We start from the raw sequence: 19,124 nt of genomic DNA, 5'->3' as shown, positions 1-19,124 counted from the left end.
GCCCGGACTTCACGTCCAACGATGATTCATGCACCCTCGATAAGCAGAACTGATGCCGCCTGCGACCCTGGGCGCATGGATCCGCATCTGCTGCGCACCTACGTCACCGTCGCACGCCTCGCCTCGTTCTCCGAAGCCGCCCGGGAACTCGGCTACACCCAGTCCGCCGTCTCCCAGCACATCGCGGCCCTCGAACAGGACCTCGGCGCGCCGCTGCTCACCCGCCGGCCCGTCCTCCCCACCACCGTGGGCGAGCGGCTGCTCGAACACGCGGGACCGCTGCTGCTGCGTCTGGACGCGGCCCGCGCGGACGTCGTCCGGATCGCCTCGGCGCCCTCGCACGGGCTGACCCTGGCCGGTTCGCCTGCCGCCCTCGGCCCGGCCGCCCTCGCCGCGCTCCCGCCCGCCGGTGTGACGCTGCGGGTGCTCGGCCGCGACGCCGCTGCGCCGCGGTCGCCGAGGGCACGGCCGACGTGGGCCTCGTCGACGGGCTGGCCGCGCCCAGCGACCCGCTCCGGCTGCCCGACGTCGCGCCGCTGACCACGTACGGCGTCGGCGAGGAGCCGGTCCGCGTCCTGCTGCCCGCCGGCCACCCGCTGGCCCGGCGCAGCGGGCTGCGCCTCGGCGACCTCGCCGACGCACGCTGGCTGGACGCCCCCGACGCCGGGCTGCCGCTGCCCCAGCTGCGGGCCGCGAACGGCGGCCACGGCTTCCGTCCGGCCCTGCGCTACGACGGCACCGACCTCCGCGTCCTGACCGCCCTGGTGGCCGCCGGCCACGGCCTCACCCTGCTGCCCCGCGCGGTGGCGGCCGATGTCCCGGGCACGGCCGCCGTCCCGGTCGCCGGGCCCCGGGTCGTGCACCGGGTCGAACTCGTGTACGCGGGTGCGCCGTCGGGTGCGGCGCGGAAGCTGGTGGAGACGCTGTCCACCCGCCCGTGACCCGCGCCGCGGCCGACTCATACCGCTCCTGACCCTGGGTCAGTCTCACTCGTTCGTGGCTCGTGGTGCGCCGGTGCGCCGGGTAGAGCACCAGCCGGAGGCGATCCATGGAACAGACAGCGTTGCGACCCAAGCCCATGCCCGGTTCCGAGCCCGGCGGCGGTTCCGAGCCCGGCGGCGGTGCCGGGCCCGGCGGCGGTGCCGGGCCGGGCGGCCAGGGCCGGCGCCCGCACGCCGCGCGCCGCCGCGGCCGGCGGCTGACGACCCTGCTGTTCGGCCTGTTCGCAGCCGCCGTCCTGGTCCTGTCCGGCGTCGGACTCGGCACCGTCGGGGCGACGGTGATCGGCATGAGCAGACTGGCCGAGCTCCAGCGGCAGGCGGGGCCGGGCGTGCCGGACCCACCGGGCGCCGCGTCCGCCCGGGGCCGGCCGAGCCCGGCCGCGCCGGGCGGTACGACCGGGCCGGCCGCCGCGTCGCGGCGCGCACCGGACGCCACCCTGGGCCTGGAGGCCGTGGACGCGGAGAAGGCGGGCGCCGAGATCGTCGCCGTCCACATCCCCGGTCCCGGCTACACGGCGGGCCTGGTCCGCGGTGACGTCCTGCTGAGGTTCGGCGGCACCAGGATCGACTCGGCGACGGACCTCGCCCGGGCGGTCGACGAGGCTCACCCCGGCAAAGGGGTCGGACTGACGGTGCGTCATCGAGGCGGCGGATACGGGAGGCTGACGGTGATCCCCGGCATCGTCACATGAGCGGGGGCTCGACGCGGTCGCCCGTACCGCCCGGCCGCCGACGCCCGGCCGTCGCCACCGCCGGGCGGACCACTGGTCAGGGCGGGCGCCGCCACGTCACCATGAGCGCCATGCTGACCTCCCTCCCGGTCTTTCTGGGCGCCTGCACCCTCGTCGCCGCCTCACCCGGGCCGAGCGCCGTGCTCATCGTCAAGCAGTCGCTGCGCGGCCGTCGCGCGGGCTTCCTGACGGTGCTCGGCAACGAGAGACCGGTGTGTTCGTCCGGGGCGTCGTCGCCGCGTTCGGCCTGACGGCCCTGCTGACCGCCTCCCAGGCGCCGACGACGTGCTGCGCGTCGTCGGCGCCGGCGTGCTGGTCTGGTTCGGCGTCCAGGCGCTGCGGCGCTCCCGCCGGACCGAGGAGGCCGGCGCGGGCGCGCAGGGCGACGGTGGCAGGGAGGGCGCCGAGCAGAGCGGCTGGGCCTCCTGCCGGGGCGGACTGCTGCCGAACCTCGCCAATCCGAAGGCGGCCGTCTTCGCCCCGTCCTTCCTGCCGCAGTTCGTGCCGGAGGGCGCCCCGCACCTGCCGGCCCTGGTGGGGCTCGCCGTCCTCCGGGCGGTCTACGCGGTCGGCTACTACAGCCTCTGCGTGTGGTTCGTCGGCCGGATGAAGGCCGTCCTGTCCCGGGCCGGGGCACGCCGCCGCCTGGAGCGGGTCTTCGGCGGTGTCTGGCCGCTGCTCGGCCCGCGCATGGCCCTGGACGGCTGACCCGGGCCGGTCACCCGCCCGAAACCCGTGTCGACCGGCTCGCGCGACCCCCGCCGTACGGGCAGGATGCTGCCCGTGGCCATCACGTCCGCTGCACCACGTCCGTCACACGTCAGTCGCCACGTCCTTTCTGGGAGGCCCGGATGACCGGCACCGCGTCCTTCACCGCCGACGACTACCGGGCCCGCATGGAGCGGGCCGCGCGCGAGGCCGCCGACGCCGGACTCGCCGGACTGCTCGTGGCGCCCGGACCCGACCTCGTATGGCTCACCGGCTACGCGCCCACCGCCGCCACCGAACGGCTCACCCTGCTCGTCCTCGCCCCCGGCCACGCCCCCGTCCTCGTCGTGCCGACGCTGGAGGCCCCCGACGCCGCGAAGGCGGCCGGCGCCCCGGCGCTCACCCTGCGGGACTGGACCGACGGCAAGGACCCCTACGCCGCCACCGCCGCCCTCCTCGACACGGGCGGCCGGTTCGGGATCAGCGACAACGCCTGGGCGATGCACCTGCTGGGCCTCCAGAAGGCCCTGCCCGCGACCTCCTACGCCTCGCTCACCGACGCCCTGCCGATGCTGCGCGCCGTCAAGGACGCGGCGGAGCTGGAGCTGATGGCGGCCGCGGGAGCGGCCGCGGACCGGGCGTTCGAGGAGATCCGGAAGGTTCCCTTCGGCGGGCGCCGGGAGAGCGAGGTCGGCGCCGACCTCGCCGGCCTGCTGCGCCGGTTCGGGCACTCCCAGGTCGACTTCACCATCGTCGCCTCGGGGCCCAACGGCGCCAACCCGCACCACGAGGCCGGCGACCGGGTCATCGAACACGGCGACATGGTCGTCCTGGACTTCGGCGGCCTCAAGGACGGCTACGGCTCCGACACCTCCCGCACCGTGCACGTCGGCGAACCCACCGACGAGGAGCGCCGGGTCCACGACCTCGTGCGCGAGGCCCAGGAGGCGGGGTTCAATGCGGTCCGGCCGGGCGTCGCCTGCCAGGAGGTCGACCGGGCCGCCCGCGCGGTCATCGCCGCCGCCGGCTACGGCGAGTACTTCGTCCACCGCACCGGCCACGGCATCGGCGTCACCACCCACGAGCCGCCGTACATGATCGAGGGCGAGGAGCGGCCCCTCGTGCCCGGCATGTGCTTCTCCGTGGAGCCCGGGGTGTACCTGCCGGGCCGGTTCGGCGTACGCATCGAGGACATCGTCACCGTCACCGAGGACGGCGGCCGCCGTCTCAACGACACCACCCGCGAGCTGGTCATAGTGGACTGACCCACCTCCAGGAGTCCCGGCATCCCACCCGAACGGCGACGGCGCGACCATGACCCAGGCACCGACACCCACCGCGGACACCGTCCGCCGACTGGTCCGCGCGCTCCTCGACGAGGGCGGCGCGAGCGGCTCCGGACCGGAGGTACGGCCCGTCGTCGAGGGCGGCACGCCCTCCACCTGGTGGGTCGGCACCCGCCACGTGCTGCGCCTCGCGACCGACCGTGAGACGACCCTGCGCCGCCGCCGCGAACTGCGGCTGCGCGACCTCGTCCGCCCGCACCTCCCGGTCGCCGTGCCCACCAGCGTCGCGCACGGCGAGTGGTCGCCCGGCCTGGTGTACACCCTCGACACCAAGCTGCCCGGCGGCACCGCCGAGGAGCACGACGTGTCGGCCGTCGGCGAGGCCGACCTCGCCGGACTGCTCCGCGGGCTGCGCGAGGTGCCGCCCCGGCAGGCCGAGGCGCTCGGCGTGCCGCGCACCGCCCCGCGCTCCCTGGAGGCGCTGCGCCGGATGGCCGTGGCCGCCGCCGCACGTCTCGCCCGCGCCGACGAGTTCGACCCGGCCCGCCTCCACCAGCTCACCTCGCCCGGCGCGGCCCAGCTGGCCGCCCAGCCGGGCACCGCCGTCCTCGTCCACCACGCACTGTGGGGCGAGCACCTCGTGGTGAGCGCCGACGGCCGGGTGCGCGGTGTCCTCGACTGGACCGGCGCGGTCCTCGGGGATCCCGCCGAGGACGTCGCCGGGCTCGCTCTCGCCGTCGGTTCCGGCGCCGCCGTCCGGGCCGCCACCCTCGCCGGTTACGGAGCCCGCCCCTGCCTGCGCGGCCTGTGGCTGGCCCGCTGCGACACCGTCGTCCGCCTCGCGGAACGCCTCGACGGCCGTACCACCGGCCCACGGGACGCCGAAGCGCTCACCCTCCCACGGGTCCGGCTGGGACGCGCGTGGGAGGCGATCCTGCTGGAGCGGGTGACGGAGTTCCGCGAGGAGGGGGAGGGCGGCGCGGCCGACGAGGAGGGCTGAGGGAAGGGGACAGGGGGGACGGGGCCGGGCGACGGAGACCGCGCAGCCGCCCTCTGCCCCCGCGCCGGGGTTCCTCAGTCCTGCCGCAGCACCACGCACGACTCGCCGGGCACGTGCAGCAGCCCGTCCAGGCCCGGTACGTCCACCGGGTCCCAGCTGACGAGTACGCGGGCCGGACGCGGGCCCAGGGGGATCGCGGCCGGCTCCTTGCCGAGGTTGACGGCCACCCGGACGTCGCCGCGCCGGAACGCCAGCCAGCGGGCCTCCGTGTCGTAGGCGACCTTGATGTCGGCCAGATCCGGATCGGTGAGGTCCGCGGTCGCGTGCCGCAGCGCGATCAGCTCGCGGTACCAGGCCAGCACGCGCGCGTGGGGCTCGCGTTCCGGCTCCGACCAGTCCAGGCACGAGCGCTCGCGCGTCGCCGGGTCCTGCGGGTCGGGCACGTCCTCCTCGGCCCAGCCGTGCGCCGCGAACTCCCGCCGCCTGCCCCGCCGTACGGCCTCCGCGAGCTCCGGGTCGGTGTGGTCGGTGAAGTACTGCCAGGGTGTGCCCGCCGCCCACTCCTCGCCCATGAAGAGCATCGGCGTGAACGGCGCGGTCAGGGTCAACGCGGCCGCGCAGGCCAGCAGGCCGGGGGAGAGGGACGCCGAGAGGCGGTCGCCCTGGGCGCGGTTGCCGACCTGGTCGTGGGTCTGGCCGTACCCGAGGAGCCGGTGCGCGGGCAGGCGGGTGCGGTCCAGCGGGCGGCCGTGACGCCGGCCACGGAAGCCGGAGTACGTGCCGTCGTGGAAGAAGCCGCCGGTGAGGGTCTTGGCGAGCGCGGCGAACGGGGCGCGCGCGAAGTCGGCGTAGTAGCCCTGGGACTCGCCGGTGAGCGCGGTGTGCAGGGCGTGGTGGAAGTCGTCGTTCCACTGCGCGTGCAGGCCCAGACCGCCCGCCCGGCGGGGCGTGATCAGCCGCGGGTCGTTCAGGTCGGACTCGGCGACCAGGAGCAGCGGCCGGCCGGTCTCCGCGGCGAGGGCGTCCACCGCCGCCGACAGCTCCTCAAGGAAGTGGCACGCGCGCGTGTCCGCCAGCGCGTGCACCGCGTCCAGCCGCAGCCCGTCGAGCCGGTAGTCGCGCAGCCAGGCCAGCGCGCTGCCCAGCAGATAGGCGCGTACCTCGTCCGAGCCGGGCGCGTCCAGATTGATGGCGGCGCCCCACGGCGTGTGGTGGGTCCGCGTGAAGTACGGGCCGAACTCGGGCAGGTGGTTGCCGGACGGGCCCAGGTGGTTGTGCACCACGTCCAGGACGACGCCCAGGCCGAGCGCGTGGGCCCGGTCGACGAACCGCTTCAGCGCCTCGGGACCGCCGTACGGCTCGTGCACCGCCCACGGCGACACCCCGTCGTATCCCCAGCCGTGCCGGCCGGGGAACGCGCACAACGGCATCAACTCGACGTGGGTGACGCCGAGTTCGGCGAGGTGGTCCAGGCGCTCCGCGGCCGCGTCCAGCGTCCCCTCGGGGGTGTACGTGCCCACGTGCAGCTCGTAGAGGACCGCGCCCGGCAGCGGGCGGCCGGACCACCGGGTACGCCACTCGTAGCGGGCCTGGTCGACGACCGCGCTCAGCCCGTCCGGGCCGTCCGGCTGACGGCGCGAGCGGGGATCGGGGCGGACGGGTCCGTCGTCCACCGCGAACCCGTACCGCGTGCCGTCGACGGCGTCGGCCTCTGTCGTCCACCACCCCGCCCGCTCCTGATCGCGCGCCAACGCGCGGGTGACGCCGTCGCACTGGAGCGTCACACGTTCGGCCTGCGGTGCCCACACCTCGAACTGCACGGACGGTTCCCCTTCGTCTGCTCACCGTGATGTAGCCCGTCGCGTCCATCGTGCTCCACCCGCGATCAATCCGCTTTTGGAACACTCCCATTGGCGGCACGCGCGCGTGCCGGGCGTTCTCGCGTCTTCTGGACACCCGGGGCCCGCTGACCGACAATCACCACCGTGACGTCGTCCTTCGAGTTCAACACGTACCCCGCGCGGCTGTCCGACGTGGAGCGCGACCGGGCGCTGAAGGTGCTGCGTGACGGCGTCGCCATGGGGCGACTGTCGCACGACACGTTCATCCGGCGCATGGAGCTCGCTCTTGTCGCGCGCCGCTCCGACGAGCTGGCCGTCCTCACCGCCGACCTGCCCCGGGAGAACCGCCTCTCACGGGCGGTCTTCGGTACCGTCGAGGCGGTCTCCGGCTTCACCGTCCGGCTGCGCAGGGCCTGGCAGGCCGAGCGGCTGCCCAAGCTGCTGCTGCCGCACCCCGGCACCGAGAGCGCGCTGCGGATCGGCCGCGATCCCGCGAGCGGCCTCAGGCTGACCCACGAGAGCGTCTCGCGCGTGCACGCCGAACTCAGCCGCCAGGGCGGGATGTGGGTGCTGCGCGACCTCGGCTCCACCAACGGCACCACGGTCAACGGACGTCGTGTCATCGGCGCGGCCGTGGTCCGCGAGGGCGACCAGGTCGCCTTCGGCCGGATGGCCTTCCGCCTCTCGACGAACTGACCCACGGAACCGGCCCCGGACCGGCCCCGTCCGCCGCCCCGTCGGGCTCGCTCGGCCCGTCGGGCCGCTTGCGGCCCGTCGAACCGTGGCGCCCCGGCGGGCCGACGGGGCCTCCGGGCTCGCACGAGTGGTCACCGTCCGCTCAGGTCCGCACGCGTACCGCGGTGTTGACGTACCCCCGGCCCATGACTCACTGTGCGTACACCGGACACGCCAGGTGAACCGACGGCGCCGCCTTGTGGGAGGTGTGCCCTGCCGCCCCTCCTCCGCTACCCGACCGTGGACGAACTCGCGGCCCGCGCGGCCGCGCTCGCCGTCCGTGGTTCCGGGGACGTCCGGCTGCGCCGCGTCGGCGTCTCGCGCGCGGGCTCGCCGCTGTGGCTGCTGTCCGTCGGCCGGGGCGCCCGCCAGGCCCTCGTCGTCGCCGGACCGCACGCCAACGAGCCCGTCGGCGGCGCCACCGTCCTGCGGCTGGCCGAACGCGTCCTCGCCGACCCGCGGCTCACCGTCGGCGCCGACGCCACCTGGAACCTGCTGCTCTGCCTCGACCCCGACGGCCTGCGCCGCAACGAGGGGTGGCTGACCGGCCCCTACAGCCTCGGCCGCTACTTCCGTAACTTCTTCCGGCCCGGCTTCCTGGAGCAGCCCGAGTGGCTGCCCGAGGGCGCTGCCGCCGCCGCGCTGCCGGAGACCCGTGCGCTGCTCCGTCTGCAGGACGAACTGAAACCCTTCTTCCAGTGCTCGCTGCACGGCGTCGACGTCGGCGGCGCCTTCGTGGAACTCACCCGCGACCTCCCCGGACTCTCCCGGCGCGTCGCCCACGCCGCCGCCCGTCTCGGCATCCCCCGCGAACTCGGCCCCTACGACACCCTGTACTGGCCGCGTCTGGAACCCGCCGTCTACCGGATCCCGCCCCCGCGCCCGCGTGATCTGGCCGCCGCGATCACCGAGGCCGCCGTCGAGTCGACCTGGTACCACCCGCACCGGCACGGCACGGTGACCGCGGTCGTCGAGGCGCCGATGTGGGGCGTCGCCGCCGTCGAGGACGGCTCCCCGCCCGCCGACCGGGACGCGGTACTGCGTGCCGTGAGCTCTGCCCTGCGCCATGACGCGCGGTTGCTGGAACGTATCCTCGCGCGGGTGCGGCCCCACCTCGCCGGCACCCCCGACGCGGCCCGTCTGCTCGCCCCGGTCGACGACTATTTACTGGTCTGCCCCGGTCTCGCGGACGCCTGGGACCCCGCCACCGCCGACCCCGCCCGCCCGCTGCCCTCGCTCAGCACCGCCCATCTGACCGCGCTGCGCATCGCCGGCCGCCGGATCGCCGTCCGCACGGCGGGTCTGCTGCACCAGCTCGTCATCGGCGCCGGACGTGATCCCGCCGGCGCGCTGCCGGAGCTGGACGGGCTCATCGACGCGTGGTGCGCCGGGTACCAGGAGGAGTGCGGGGCGCGCTGGATTCCCGTCGCGCGCCAGGCGGAGTACCAGGCGCGGGTCGTGTTCGCCGCGTTCGAGCTGGCCGGCCGCCGCGCCGCCGAGCCCGCGGGTGCCCGTTCGGGTGAGTCGGACTGGGGTACACAGCCGGCCGTGCCGATGCATCGGGAATGACGTACTTCCTCACCTGTCTCCGGTCGGCGAAAGCCGTACGGCGCGCGCTCCCGGCCGCGGCCGCCCTCCTTCTCGCCGCCGGCGCCGCCCCGGCCCTGGCGGCCTCCCACGACGCCCTTCCCGGCAACTGGCTCCAGCTCACCGTCACCCGCGGCGACGCCCGCTCCAGCGACACCCGAGGCACCCTGCTGCTGTGCGACCCGCCCCAGGGTCACGCCCGCGCCGCGGAGGCCTGCGACGTCCTGGCGAAGGCCGACGGGGACGTCGGCGCCCTCACGTCGGACGGCAGCCGCATCTGCCCGCTCGTGTACGCGCCGGTGACGGTCCGCGCGCAGGGGCAGTGGAACGGGCGCCCGGTCGACTACGAGCACACCTTCGGCAACGACTGCGAGCGGGAGGCGCTGACCGGAGCGGTGTTCGCCCTGGACGACCAGGAGGTGCCCGAGGTCTGACCCGGCCAGGACGGCTGCGGGCACCCGCGCGTGCCCGCAGCCACCGCTCCGCCTGCCATGCCGCCTGCCCCGCCGCCCGTCATGCCGCCCGTTCGCGCGCGTGCAGGGCCGCCGCGACGACCGTCCGGGACTGGTGCTCGACCTGGTGCTCCAAGGGCACCCAGCGGGCCCGGAAGCGATAGGCGAAGGCGTCGCTCCAGGTCTCGACGAGCTGTTCCAGGCGCGGGGCGGCGTGGTCGTCGCTCTCCTGGAGCACCCGCCACAGCATCGCGGCCGCCCGCAGGGGCAGCCGGCGGGCGAAGGCGTCCACGCTGCCGACGTACGCCATCGTCGTGTCGGCCGGCGGGGTGTCCGTCCAGTCCGCGGCCAGCCCCGGCACCAGCTCCAGCGCCCACTTCGCCGCCCGCAGCAGGGGCCCGTCGACGCCCTCCAGCCGCGGCAGCGCCTCGACGAGCACCCGCTCCACCTCCGTGGTGTCCCGCAGCAGCCGCTGCGCCAGCCGCCGTATCGCCGCGGCCGGGGCGGGATGCGGGGCGGGGTCGTCCACCATGTCGCTCGCCCACATCGGCACCTCCACCACCGCGGTCAGACCGCCGTAGCGATGGGCGTGGTACCAGGTGCTGTGCCGTGCGTCGTCCGGCATGCTCGGGTACGCCGCCTCCGTCCCGGCGGCCGGCATCACGTGCACGCCGGGCCCGGAGGCGGGCCAGCCCGCCGCGTCGGAGGCGCCCGTCTCCACCGGGATGTGCAACTGGGCCGCGGACTTGACGAAGGGCTCGGCGAGACCCGGGATGTCCTTGGTCAGCTGCACCCAGCTGCCGCCCAGATCGGTGCCGTGCAGCGTCACCTGGAGGTAGGGCCGCAGCTCGTCGATGACCCGGGTCAGCGCGCGTGTCTCGGGAGGCAGCCGGTCCGGCGGCAGCACGGCGGGGGACCACTCCGGCTGTTCCGGACCGGCGGGCCGGAAGAAGCCGAGGTGGTACTCCAGCAGGCTGCGCGGCGCCGGGGTCACATGCAGGCTCGCCCCGTCCGGGTCCGCGCACAGCAGGAAGTGCCAGGACGTTCCGTCCCGCAACTCCCGCTCCTGTACGACCCGTTCGGCGAGTGCCAGCAGCGTCGAGCCGCCGGTCGGCTCGTTGGCGTGGGCGCCCGCGACGACGAGCACGGCCCGCCGGGCGTGTCCCACGGACAGCAGGTGCAGGGGCCGGCCCGCACGGGAGACGCCCACCTGGCGCAGCGCGCACATCCCGGGCTGGTGAGCGGCCAGCACCCGGACGGAAGAAGTCAGTTCGGCCACCGTGGGGTAGCGCAGCTCCGGCAGGAGACTCACCCCCGTATTCGTCCGCCCGGCCTTCGCATCCGCAGTACCCCATGCTCTCTGGGAACTGTCAAGAACGCCTGGGGGGAGGCTCCAGGGGGCGCTCGGATGCGTGCGCCGGCGGAGGGTACGACCGTTCCGTCCTCACTCCTTGTGCCCCCTCCCGGCTCCGGCAGACCTCGCGGGCGGGGCCGGGGGCCAGGGAACCTGAGCGAGGAGAGGAACGATCGTCTCCTCCTCGAAGTCGAGGTGGGCGTTCAACTCCCGCGACATCGAACCCAGTTCGGTATGGAAGCGCTCGGGGTCGGCGATGGCGACGCCCGCCAGCAGGGTCACCAGTTCGTCCTGGATACGTGCGACCTTGCGATGTTCCTCGGTGAGCCGGGCGAAGGTGCCGGCCAGGTCGGGGTGGTGGCGGGCCATCGTGGGGAACACATGCGCGTCCTCGCTGACGTGGTGGAACCGCAGCGCCTGACAGAACGCCAGGCAGCGCTGCCGGATCTGCAGCCCGAGGCCCGGAGCGGGCGGCTCCCCGGGTCCCTGGTGGGCCGCACGGGCGGCGAAGTGGGCGTCGGCCTGCGCCGCCACCTGACGCAACTGGCCCCGCAGCCAGGTGTGCACCTCCATGATCTTGTCGGCGAGGGTGCGGACCTCGAGGGGGCCCTCCCAGCCGTCGGGCTCGGCCGGCTCCAGCACGACGACCGGCAGGGGACGGGCGGTGCGGGCCTGGTGGTCGCCGTATCCCGGAGCGGCCCGTACGGCGTGCTCGAAGAGTTCCTCGCGCCGGGCTCCCTCGGCGGGCACCGCGAGGGCCTGGAACGTCTCGGTGCCGAGCTCCACCCGCACCACGGGATGGGCGAGCAGGTTGCGGTACCAGTGGGGGTGGTTCGGGGCGCCGAGGTTGGACCCGACGACCAGGAGCGAGTCGCCGTGGCGGACGTAGCCGAGCGGAGTGGTCCGCTCGGTCCCCGACCTGGCGCCGGTGGTCGTCAGCAGGAGCAGGTCTCCCCCTTCGAAGGGGCCGCCGGCCTTCCCGCCGCCTGCGCGGAACTGCTCGATGACGGATTCATTGAACGACGTGGGCATACGGGTGGGTCTCTCCGGAGGTCACGGCGAGCGTGCGCACGGCACGCAGCGCAGGGCGGGGCACACGGGGGGTGCCGGGAAAGGTGAAGGCAAGCGCCAAAGAGGAAGCGCGAAGGAGGAAGCGCACGGAAGAAGCGCGAGCGCGCGGAGGAAGGGCGAAGCCGACCTGCGTGAGCGCTGCGTCAGCTGCGGGGCGCGGAGTGTGAACTCATGGCGTGTCCCTCGAGGAAAGGGTGTTCGCCCGACCGCCGGCCGGCCCACTGCTCATTGACCGGCGTCACACGACACCGCCTCCATTACATGCACCCGACCGTCACCTGTCAACGCCGGAGACCAACGCTGTGGAGCAACGCCCCCGATCACCCCCGCGGCCTCACTCCGCCCGCTCCAGCAGCGCCACCGGCACCTGCTCGAACAGTTCCGCCACGCGCGCGTGGCCCGTGAACTCCCGCTCGGGAGCCAGGACGTCGACCCACGTCCCCGGGGGCAGCGCCAGCCGGGTCCCGCGCCAGCCGCCCGCCTGCGCCAGCCGCAGCGACAGCCGCGTCACGGCCGTCACCACCCGGCCCGAGCGCGCGAACGCCAGACAGTGGGCCGCGGCCGCTCCCTCGGCGGGCAACGGCTCGTACGACGCGGAGTCCCCGAAGACCTCCGGCCGCCGCCGGCGCAGCCGCAGCGCGGCGGCGGTGAGCGTGCCCTTGACGCCGGGATCCTCCGGCGGGAACCGCACCGGGCGCCGGTTGTCCGGGTCCACCAGCGCCCGGTACTCGCTCTCCGTGCCCTGGTAGACGTCCGGCACCCCGGGCATCGTCAGATGCACCAGCGCCGTACCGAGCACGTTCGCACGGATGTACGGCTCCAGCGCGCCGCGCAGCGCGGCCACCCGCTCACCCGGCGCCCCGCACGGCCCCGCCGCCACGAACGCGGCCACCGCCTCCTCGTACGCCGGCTCCTGCTCCGTCCAGCTCGTGTACAGTCCCGCCTCGCGCGCGTGCTTGAGCAGCGTCTCCTGGACGCGCTCCGGGGCCGCCGGGCCGAGTCCGAACACCGTCTGCCAGGCCGCCCACGCCAACTGCCCGTCCGGTACGCCCTCCTCCTCGCGGGTGACCTCCGCCAGGAGGTCCGCCCAGCGCCTCGGGCACTCGGTGAGCACGGCGAGCGCGGCGCGCACGTCGGCGCTGCGCTTGGTGTCGTGCGTCGACACGACCGTCCCGGAGGCCGGCCAGTCGCGCTGCACGCGCGCGCAATAGGCGTGGAAGCCGGCCGGGGACACTCCCGGGGCGCCCGGGTCGCCGCCCACCTCGTTCGCCGCCGACAGCGGCACGTACCGGTAGAACGCCGTGTCCTCCACCGACTTGGCGCGCAGGGCGGACGCCGTCTGCGCGAACCGCGCCCGGAAGTCCGCCCCCGACGGTCCCTCCCCGCCGAGCACCAGTCCCCGCACCACGTCGACGGCGCCCGCCTCCTCCGCCACGACGAACGCCCGCCGTGCCTGAGCGGCCGCCTCCTCGGTGACGACGGCGGCCGGGTCGCCCGAGGTGTACGGCCGGTAGACCTCCAGGCGTACGAGCAGCTCCACCAGCGCCGTCCGCAGCGCCCAGGGGGCCCGGTCGCGCAGCGCGGGGTCGCCCGACGCGGCGCACACCCGGACCGCCGCCCGCGTCAGCCGGTCCGTCTCGGCCGCCAGTTCGTGGGTGAGCACCCCGTACGCCGCCCGCCGTACCGTCGCCGCCCAGTCGCCGCCCCGGTCCGTCCGGGGGGCCGCGAAGTGCCGGTAGCGGGCCAGCAGCTCTCCGGCCCCCTCCGGGTCCGTGAAGAGGCCGTCGACGTGGCGCAGGGCGTCGTAGCCGGTGGTGCCCGCCACGGGCCAGGAGTCCGGCAGCCGCTCCCCGTCGGCCAGGATCTTCTCGACGACCGTCCAGCGGCCGCCGCTCGCCGTGTGCAGCCGCTCCAGGTAGGCGTCGGGGTCGGCGAGGCCGTCGGGGTGGTCCACGCGCAGCCCGTCGACGACGCCCTCGCGCAGCAGCCGCAGGATCGTGCCGTGGGTGGCCTCGAACACCTCCGGGTCCTCCACCCGCACCCCGATGAGCTCGGAGATGCTGAAGAAGCGCCGGTAGTTCAGCTCGGTGCGGGCCAGCCGCCACCACACCGGCCGGTACCACTGGGCGTCCAGCAGCCGCGGCAGCGGCAGCCCCTCGGTGCCCTCGCGCAGCGGGAGGACGTGGTCGTAGTAGCGCAGTACGTCGCCGTCCACCCGCAGGTGCGCCAGCTCCGTCCCGACGGGGCCGCCGAGCACCGGGAGCAGCACCTGGCCGCCCTGCGCCTCCCAGTCGATGTCGAACCAGCGCGCGTACGGCGACTTCGGCCCCTCCCGCAGCACCTCCCACAGGGCGTGGTTGTGACGCGGGGCCATCGCCATGTGGTTCGGCACGATGTCCACCACCAGCCCGAGCCCGTGCTCCCGCGCGGTGCGCCCCAGCGCCCGCAGCCCCTCCTCGCCGCCCAGCTCCGCACGCACGCGCGTGGGATCCACGACGTCGTAGCCGTGCGGGGAGCCCGGTACGGCCTCCAGGACGGGGGACAGGTGCAGATGCGAGACGCCGAGCGAGGCCAGGTACGGCACGGCCGCCGTCGCCGCCCGGAACGGGAACTCGGGCTGGAGCTGCAACCGGTAGGTCGCCGTGGGCGGCACGGGAACGGAGGCGTCACGTCGCTCAGGGGTCATGACCACCTACGTACCCGTCCCGCGGCGTTTCGTGTCACACCCCCCTCCGGGCGGGTCGCGCCCGCGCCCTCCACGGATCGGCTAGGTCGGCCGCTGGAGCACCGTCATGCTTCGGTCCACCAGCGTCAGCCGGGCCCCGGCCTGCACCTTCGGGCCCGTGCCCGGCGCCGGCGCATCCGGGCTCCCGGTGTCCACGACCACCTGCCACTGCCGCCCGTGGTCGACCGGCACCACGAACTCCATCGGCTTGGCGGAGGCGTTGAACATCAGCAGGAAGGAGTCGTCGGTGATCCGTTCGCCGCGCGCGCCCGGCTCGGAGATCGCGTTGCCGTTGAGGAACACCGACAGCGCGGACGCCTGTGCCCGGTCCCAGTCCCGCGGCGCCATCTCCTTGCCCTCGGGAGTGAACCAGGCGATGTCCGACAGCTCGTCGTGCGTGCCCTCCACCGGCCGGCCGTGGAAGAAGCGGCGCCGCCGGAAGACGGGATGCTCCTTGCGCAGCCACACCAACGCGCGCGTGAAGTCCAGCAGCTCGCTGCCCTCCTCGGGCCACTGGACCCAGGCCAGCTCGCTGTCCTGGCAGTAGGCGTTGTTGTTGCCCTTCTGGGTGCGCCCGAACTCGTCCCCGTGGCTGATCATGGGCACGCCCTGGGACAGCATCAGCGTGGCGAGGAAGTTCCGCATCTGCCGGGCCCGCAGCGCCAGGACCCCGGGATCCTCGGTCGCGCCCTCCGCGCCGCAGTTCCAGGACCGGTTGTGGCTCTCGCCGTCCCGGTTGTCCTCCCCGTTGGCCTGGTTGTGCTTGTTGTCGTAGGACACCAGGTCGTGCAGGGTGAACCCGTCGTGGCAGGTGACGAAGTTGATGGAGGCCAGCGGGCGCCGGCCGTCGTCCTGGTAGAGGTCGGAGGAGCCGGTCAGCCGGGAGGCGAACTCGCCGACCGCGCGGGACTCGCCCCGCCACACGTCCCGCACGGTGTCGCGGTACTTGCCGTTCCACTCGGTCCACAGCGGGGGGAAGTTCCCCACCTGGTAGCCGCCCTCGCCCACGTCCCACGGCTCCGCGATCAGCTTCACCTGGGACACCACCGGGTCCTGCTGGACCAGGTCGAAGAACGACGACAGCCGGTCCACCTCGTGGAACTGTCGGGCCAGGGTCGCCGCGAGGTCGAAACGGAACCCGTCGACGTGCATCTCCAGCACCCAGTACCGCAACGAGTCCATGATCATCTGGAGGACGTGCGGGGACCGCATGAGCAGCGAGTTGCCGGTGCCCGTGGTGTCCATGTAGTACCGGGGGTCGTCCGTCAGCCGGTAGTACGACTGGTTGTCGATGCCCCTGAAGGACAGCGTCGGGCCCAGGTGGTTGCCCTCGGCGGTGTGGTTGTAGACCACGTCGAGGATGACCTCGATCCCCGCCTCGTGCAGCGCCCGCACCGCCGACTTGAACTCCAGGACCTGCTGACCGCGGTCGCCCCAGGAGGCGTAGGCGTTGTGCGGGGCGAAGAAACCGATCGTGTTGTAGCCCCAGTAGTTGTTCAGGCCCATGTCGACCAGCCGGTGGTCGTTGACGAACTGGTGCACCGGCATCAGCTCCAGGGCCGTCACCCCGAGTTCCGTCAGATGCCCGATGATCGCCGGGTGCGCCAGGGCCGCGTAGGTGCCGCGCAGCTCCTCCGGCAGCCCCGGGTGGCTCATCGTCAGGCCCTTCACATGGGCCTCGTAGATCACCGTGTGGTGGTACTCGGTACGCGGCCTGCGGTCGTCGCCCCAGTCGAAGTAGGGGTTGACCACGACCGACGTCATCGTGTGGGGCGCCGAGTCGAGGTCGTTGCGCCGCTCGGGGGCGTCGAAGTGGTAGCCGTACACCTCCTCGCCCCACCGGACCGAACCGCTGATCGCCTTCGCGTAGGGGTCGAGCAGCAGCTTCGCCGAGTTGCAGCGCTGCCCGCGCGCGGGTTCGTAGGGGCCGTGCATCCGGAATCCGTACCGCTGTCCGGGCATGACGCCCGGCAGGTACGCGTGCCGGACGAACGCGTCGCTCTCGCGCAGTTCCACCGCCGTCTCCGAGCCGTCGTCGTGCAGCAGACACAGCTCTACTCGGTCCGCGGCCTCCGTGAAGACCGCGAAGTTCGTGCCGGCGCCGTCGTACGTGGCACCGAGTGGATACGCCTCTCCAGGCCATACCTGCATGGACACGACTCTTTCAGGTGTCTCGCCCCGTCGGGGGCGCCTTCACGTCGAGTCTCCAGGAAAGTGAGGGAACCACCTGTGACTTACGCCCCTCTTACCGAACGACCAGCGCACAGGACGACAGGTGACCCACGTCCTGTGCCGAACCAGTGGGGCAGACACGTACTCCCGGGCAAGGGGGAGTAGGGGGAATTTGTGCGCACGACAGTGCGCCGCCACCTGGGCAAGGTGGTGGCGGGTACGGCCATCGCGGTGGCCGCGACGGCCGTGATGGTGGGGATCACCCTGCCGGGCACGGCGGGGGCGGACGACACAGGAGGCGGCAAGGGCGGGCAGAGCACCGGGCAGGCGGCCGGACAGCCGCAGGGGGACGCGGCGGCGGCGGTACAGCCCGGTGTCGTCGAGGCGGCGCCCGCCGAGGGGACGAAGGGCGAGGGCCGCGACCCGCTGACCGACGACGAGATCGCGCGCGTCGAGAGGATCGCGCTCGACCGGCAGCAGTTCGACGCGAGTCAGGACGTGGACGGCGACCGCGGTCCGCAGCGCCTCGGCGTGGACCTCGCCGAGCCGGCGGCCGACGAGGTGGACGACCCCGACGCGCCCCGGCGCGCGGTGGTGTCGTTCTACGACTACCAGGACGACACGCTCGTCACCAGGACCGTCAACCTCGACACCGGCAAGGTCGAGGGCGCCGGCACCCAGCACGGCGTCCAGCCGCCGCTCAGCGCCGCCGAGCAGACCGAGGCCGCGAGCCTGCTGATCGCCGACCCGCTCGGCGCCGGTCTGAAGGCCGACTTCAAGGACGCCACCGGCAAGGAGCTCAGCTCCCCGGACCAGCTGCAGATCGCCGCCATGATCTACCGGGCGGTGCCGGGCGCCGAGCCCGCCGTCCTCGACAAGTGCGGGGAACACCGCTGCGTACGGCTGCTGCCGAAGGTCAGGAACGGCCCGTGGATCGACGCCCGGTCCCTGGTGATCGACCTCAGCACCCGCAAGGTCGCCCGGCTCACCGGCTGAATCCGTGGCAGGCCCACCTCCACGTCCGTTTTTTCCGACGTGCTTCCCGGAGCGGGAGGCAAAGGGAGTCATGTCCTCATGCGTGTTCCGAATCTGATCGACGGCCTCCGGCCGCAGGGCACCGGCCGTGCCCGCCGGGGGGCGGCCGTCGGCCTCTGTGTGGCCGCGCTGGCCGCCGGCGCGACCGCCGGAGCCGGTCCCGCGGCCGCCCAGCCGAAGGCGGCCCCCGCGGCCGCCGCCGACTGCAGCGCCGCCTACCGCATCGAACAGAAGCTCGCCACCGGCACGACCTGGCGCATGTGCTGGCGCTTCGAGGCCAAGTCCGGCCTGGTCCTGGAGAAGATCTCCTACCAGCCGCCCGGCGAGGCCAAGCCGATCAGGGTCCTCAACAGCGCCAAGATCGCCCAGATCCACGTGCCGTACGACGACGGCAAGAACGAGTACAACGACATCACCGACTACAACTTCGGCTCGGGCCTGGTCAGCATGGCTCCCGCCGAGTGCCCCGGCGGGACCATCAGGACGGTGAAGGTCCCGGAGTCCTTCTCCGACAACCCGAACGTCAAGGGCCTGTGCACCACGACCCGTTCACGCGGTCACGCCTACCGCATGCAGTCCGACACGGGCAACAAGGTCTTCCAGGCCCAGGGCAAGGACCTGATGATCTACACCGTCAACAAGGTCGGCTGGTACGAGTACATCACCGAGTGGCGCTTCTCCGACGACGGCGCGATCAACATGAACGTCGGCGCCACCGGCAGCCTCTCGCCCTTCGACTACGACGCCGGCGACGGCCGCGGCTGGCCGATAGGCAAGGGCGCCAAGTCCTACGCCACCAGCCACAGCCACAACGTCTTCTGGCGGCTCGACTTCGGCCTCGACGGCTCCTCGGCCACCAAGGTGGAGCAGTACGACTCGGTGGTCAGCCCGCCCGCGGGCGGACAGCTGGGCCCGACCAACAAGACCACCCGCACGGCCGTCACCAAGGAACTCGCGGGCGACGCCCACAACATGCGCTGGTGGCGCGTGGTCAGCGCGACCGGCAAGAACAAGGACGGCCACGCCCGCTCCTACGAGCTCGTCCCCGGCGCCACCACCAAGTACTCGGGGCGCCGGTTCACCCAGCACGACGTCTACTTCACGCAGTACAACCAGTGCGAGCAGTACGCCAGCAACAACCTCCGCGACTGCGGCAGCCCCCTGCACGGCACCTCGGTCGACAAATGGGTGAACGGACAGACCCTCACCCACCCCGTGACCTGGGTGAACGTGGGCTTCCACCACATCGCCCGGGACGAGGACCAGCAGCCCATGCCGGTCCACTGGCAGGGCTTCTCGCTCGCCCCCAGGGACGTCACCGCTATGAATCCGCTCACTCCGTCCGCGCTGGCGGGACAGAACGGACAGTCGAACAGCGGTAGTTGAGAAACGACCTGTCCATCCGGCTGCACCGCCCGCCGCTCCC

General features: G+C 73.8%; 13 protein-coding genes and 2 pseudogenes. 10 read left to right on the top strand and 5 right to left on the bottom strand.

The features are described from left to right. Positions 1-75 precede the first annotated feature (75 nt). From ACFWBD_RS20285 to ACFWBD_RS20265, 5 genes and pseudogenes are all read left to right on the top strand, one after another. Positions 76-941 (top strand): annotated as a pseudogene (locus ACFWBD_RS20285) (LysR family transcriptional regulator). A gap of 107 nt (positions 942-1,048) precedes the next feature. After that, entirely contained in the window at positions 1,049-1,693 is a 645-nt protein-coding gene (locus ACFWBD_RS20280; RefSeq protein WP_385668295.1) for a PDZ domain-containing protein, read from the top strand. 110 nt (positions 1,694-1,803) lie between these two features. Continuing rightward, positions 1,804-2,440, top strand: a pseudogene (locus ACFWBD_RS20275) (LysE family translocator). A gap of 143 nt (positions 2,441-2,583) precedes the next feature. After that, positions 2,584-3,705, top strand: coding sequence for a M24 family metallopeptidase (locus ACFWBD_RS20270; RefSeq protein WP_385668293.1), 1,122 nt, complete (start codon positions 2,584-2,586; stop codon positions 3,703-3,705). A 49-nt stretch (positions 3,706-3,754) separates the two neighbouring features. After that, positions 3,755-4,726, top strand: coding sequence for an aminoglycoside phosphotransferase family protein (locus ACFWBD_RS20265; RefSeq protein ID WP_385668291.1), 972 nt, complete (start codon positions 3,755-3,757; stop codon positions 4,724-4,726). Between the two features lie 74 nt (positions 4,727-4,800). Here ACFWBD_RS20265 and treZ read toward each other — a convergent pair whose 3' ends face one another. Further along, positions 4,801-6,546, bottom strand: a complete 1,746-nt coding sequence (gene treZ / locus ACFWBD_RS20260) for a malto-oligosyltrehalose trehalohydrolase (RefSeq protein ID WP_385668288.1) — start codon at positions 6,544-6,546, stop codon at positions 4,801-4,803. 165 nt (positions 6,547-6,711) lie between these two features. Between treZ and ACFWBD_RS20255 the strand changes: the two genes are divergently transcribed. The 3 genes from ACFWBD_RS20255 to ACFWBD_RS20245 all read left to right on the top strand — a co-directional run bounded on the left by ACFWBD_RS20255 (position 6,712) and on the right by ACFWBD_RS20245 (position 9,323). Beyond that, positions 6,712-7,263 (top strand): FHA domain-containing protein, encoded by a 552-nt coding sequence (locus ACFWBD_RS20255; protein ID WP_385668286.1) that lies wholly within the window; start codon positions 6,712-6,714, stop codon positions 7,261-7,263. A 279-nt stretch (positions 7,264-7,542) separates the two neighbouring features. Beyond that, the gene (locus ACFWBD_RS20250; protein ID WP_385668284.1) at positions 7,543-8,871 is read left to right on the top strand and encodes a M14 family zinc carboxypeptidase; all 1,329 of its coding nucleotides are present in this window, start codon (positions 7,543-7,545) and stop codon (positions 8,869-8,871) included. After that, the gene (locus ACFWBD_RS20245; protein WP_385668282.1) at positions 8,868-9,323 is read left to right on the top strand and encodes an SSI family serine proteinase inhibitor; all 456 of its coding nucleotides are present in this window, start codon (positions 8,868-8,870) and stop codon (positions 9,321-9,323) included. Before ACFWBD_RS20250 ends, ACFWBD_RS20245 begins: the two co-directional genes overlap by 4 nt. A 79-nt stretch (positions 9,324-9,402) precedes the next feature. Here the strand turns inward: ACFWBD_RS20245 and ACFWBD_RS20240 are convergent, their stop codons facing one another. The 4 genes from ACFWBD_RS20240 to glgX form a co-directional block, all read right to left on the bottom strand. Beyond that, positions 9,403-10,653, bottom strand: coding sequence for a M14 family zinc carboxypeptidase (locus ACFWBD_RS20240; protein ID WP_385668280.1), 1,251 nt, complete (start codon positions 10,651-10,653; stop codon positions 9,403-9,405). 132 nt (positions 10,654-10,785) lie between these two features. Then, the gene (locus ACFWBD_RS20235; protein WP_385668278.1) at positions 10,786-11,727 is read right to left on the bottom strand and encodes a nitroreductase/quinone reductase family protein; all 942 of its coding nucleotides are present in this window, start codon (positions 11,725-11,727) and stop codon (positions 10,786-10,788) included. Positions 11,728-12,100: 373 nt separating this feature from the next. Beyond that, a complete protein-coding gene (gene treY, locus ACFWBD_RS20230; RefSeq protein ID WP_385668276.1) occupies positions 12,101-14,452 on the bottom strand; it encodes a malto-oligosyltrehalose synthase in 2,352 nt (783 codons plus the stop codon). Between the two features lie 81 nt (positions 14,453-14,533). After that, a complete protein-coding gene (gene glgX / locus ACFWBD_RS20225) occupies positions 14,534-16,642 on the bottom strand; it encodes a glycogen debranching protein GlgX (protein ID WP_385668274.1) in 2,109 nt (702 codons plus the stop codon). Positions 16,643-16,837: 195 nt separating this feature from the next. Here glgX and ACFWBD_RS20220 point away from each other — a divergent pair, with 195 nt between their 5' ends. Continuing rightward, on the top strand, positions 16,838-17,659 hold the full coding sequence (locus tag ACFWBD_RS20220) for a Tat pathway signal sequence domain protein (RefSeq protein WP_385668272.1): 822 nt from the start codon (positions 16,838-16,840) through the stop codon (positions 17,657-17,659). A 78-nt stretch (positions 17,660-17,737) separates the two neighbouring features. Continuing rightward, positions 17,738-19,084, top strand: coding sequence for a copper amine oxidase (locus ACFWBD_RS20215; protein WP_385668270.1), 1,347 nt, complete (start codon positions 17,738-17,740; stop codon positions 19,082-19,084). The last annotated feature ends 40 nt before the right edge of the window (positions 19,085-19,124 follow it).

It is taken from the genome of Streptomyces sp. NPDC060002 (assembly GCF_042737245.1).
Lineage (GTDB): Bacteria > Actinomycetota > Actinomycetes > Streptomycetales > Streptomycetaceae > Streptomyces.
Note: the sequence above shows the minus strand (reverse complement) of the source record. Positions and strands in the feature narration are given on the sequence as shown.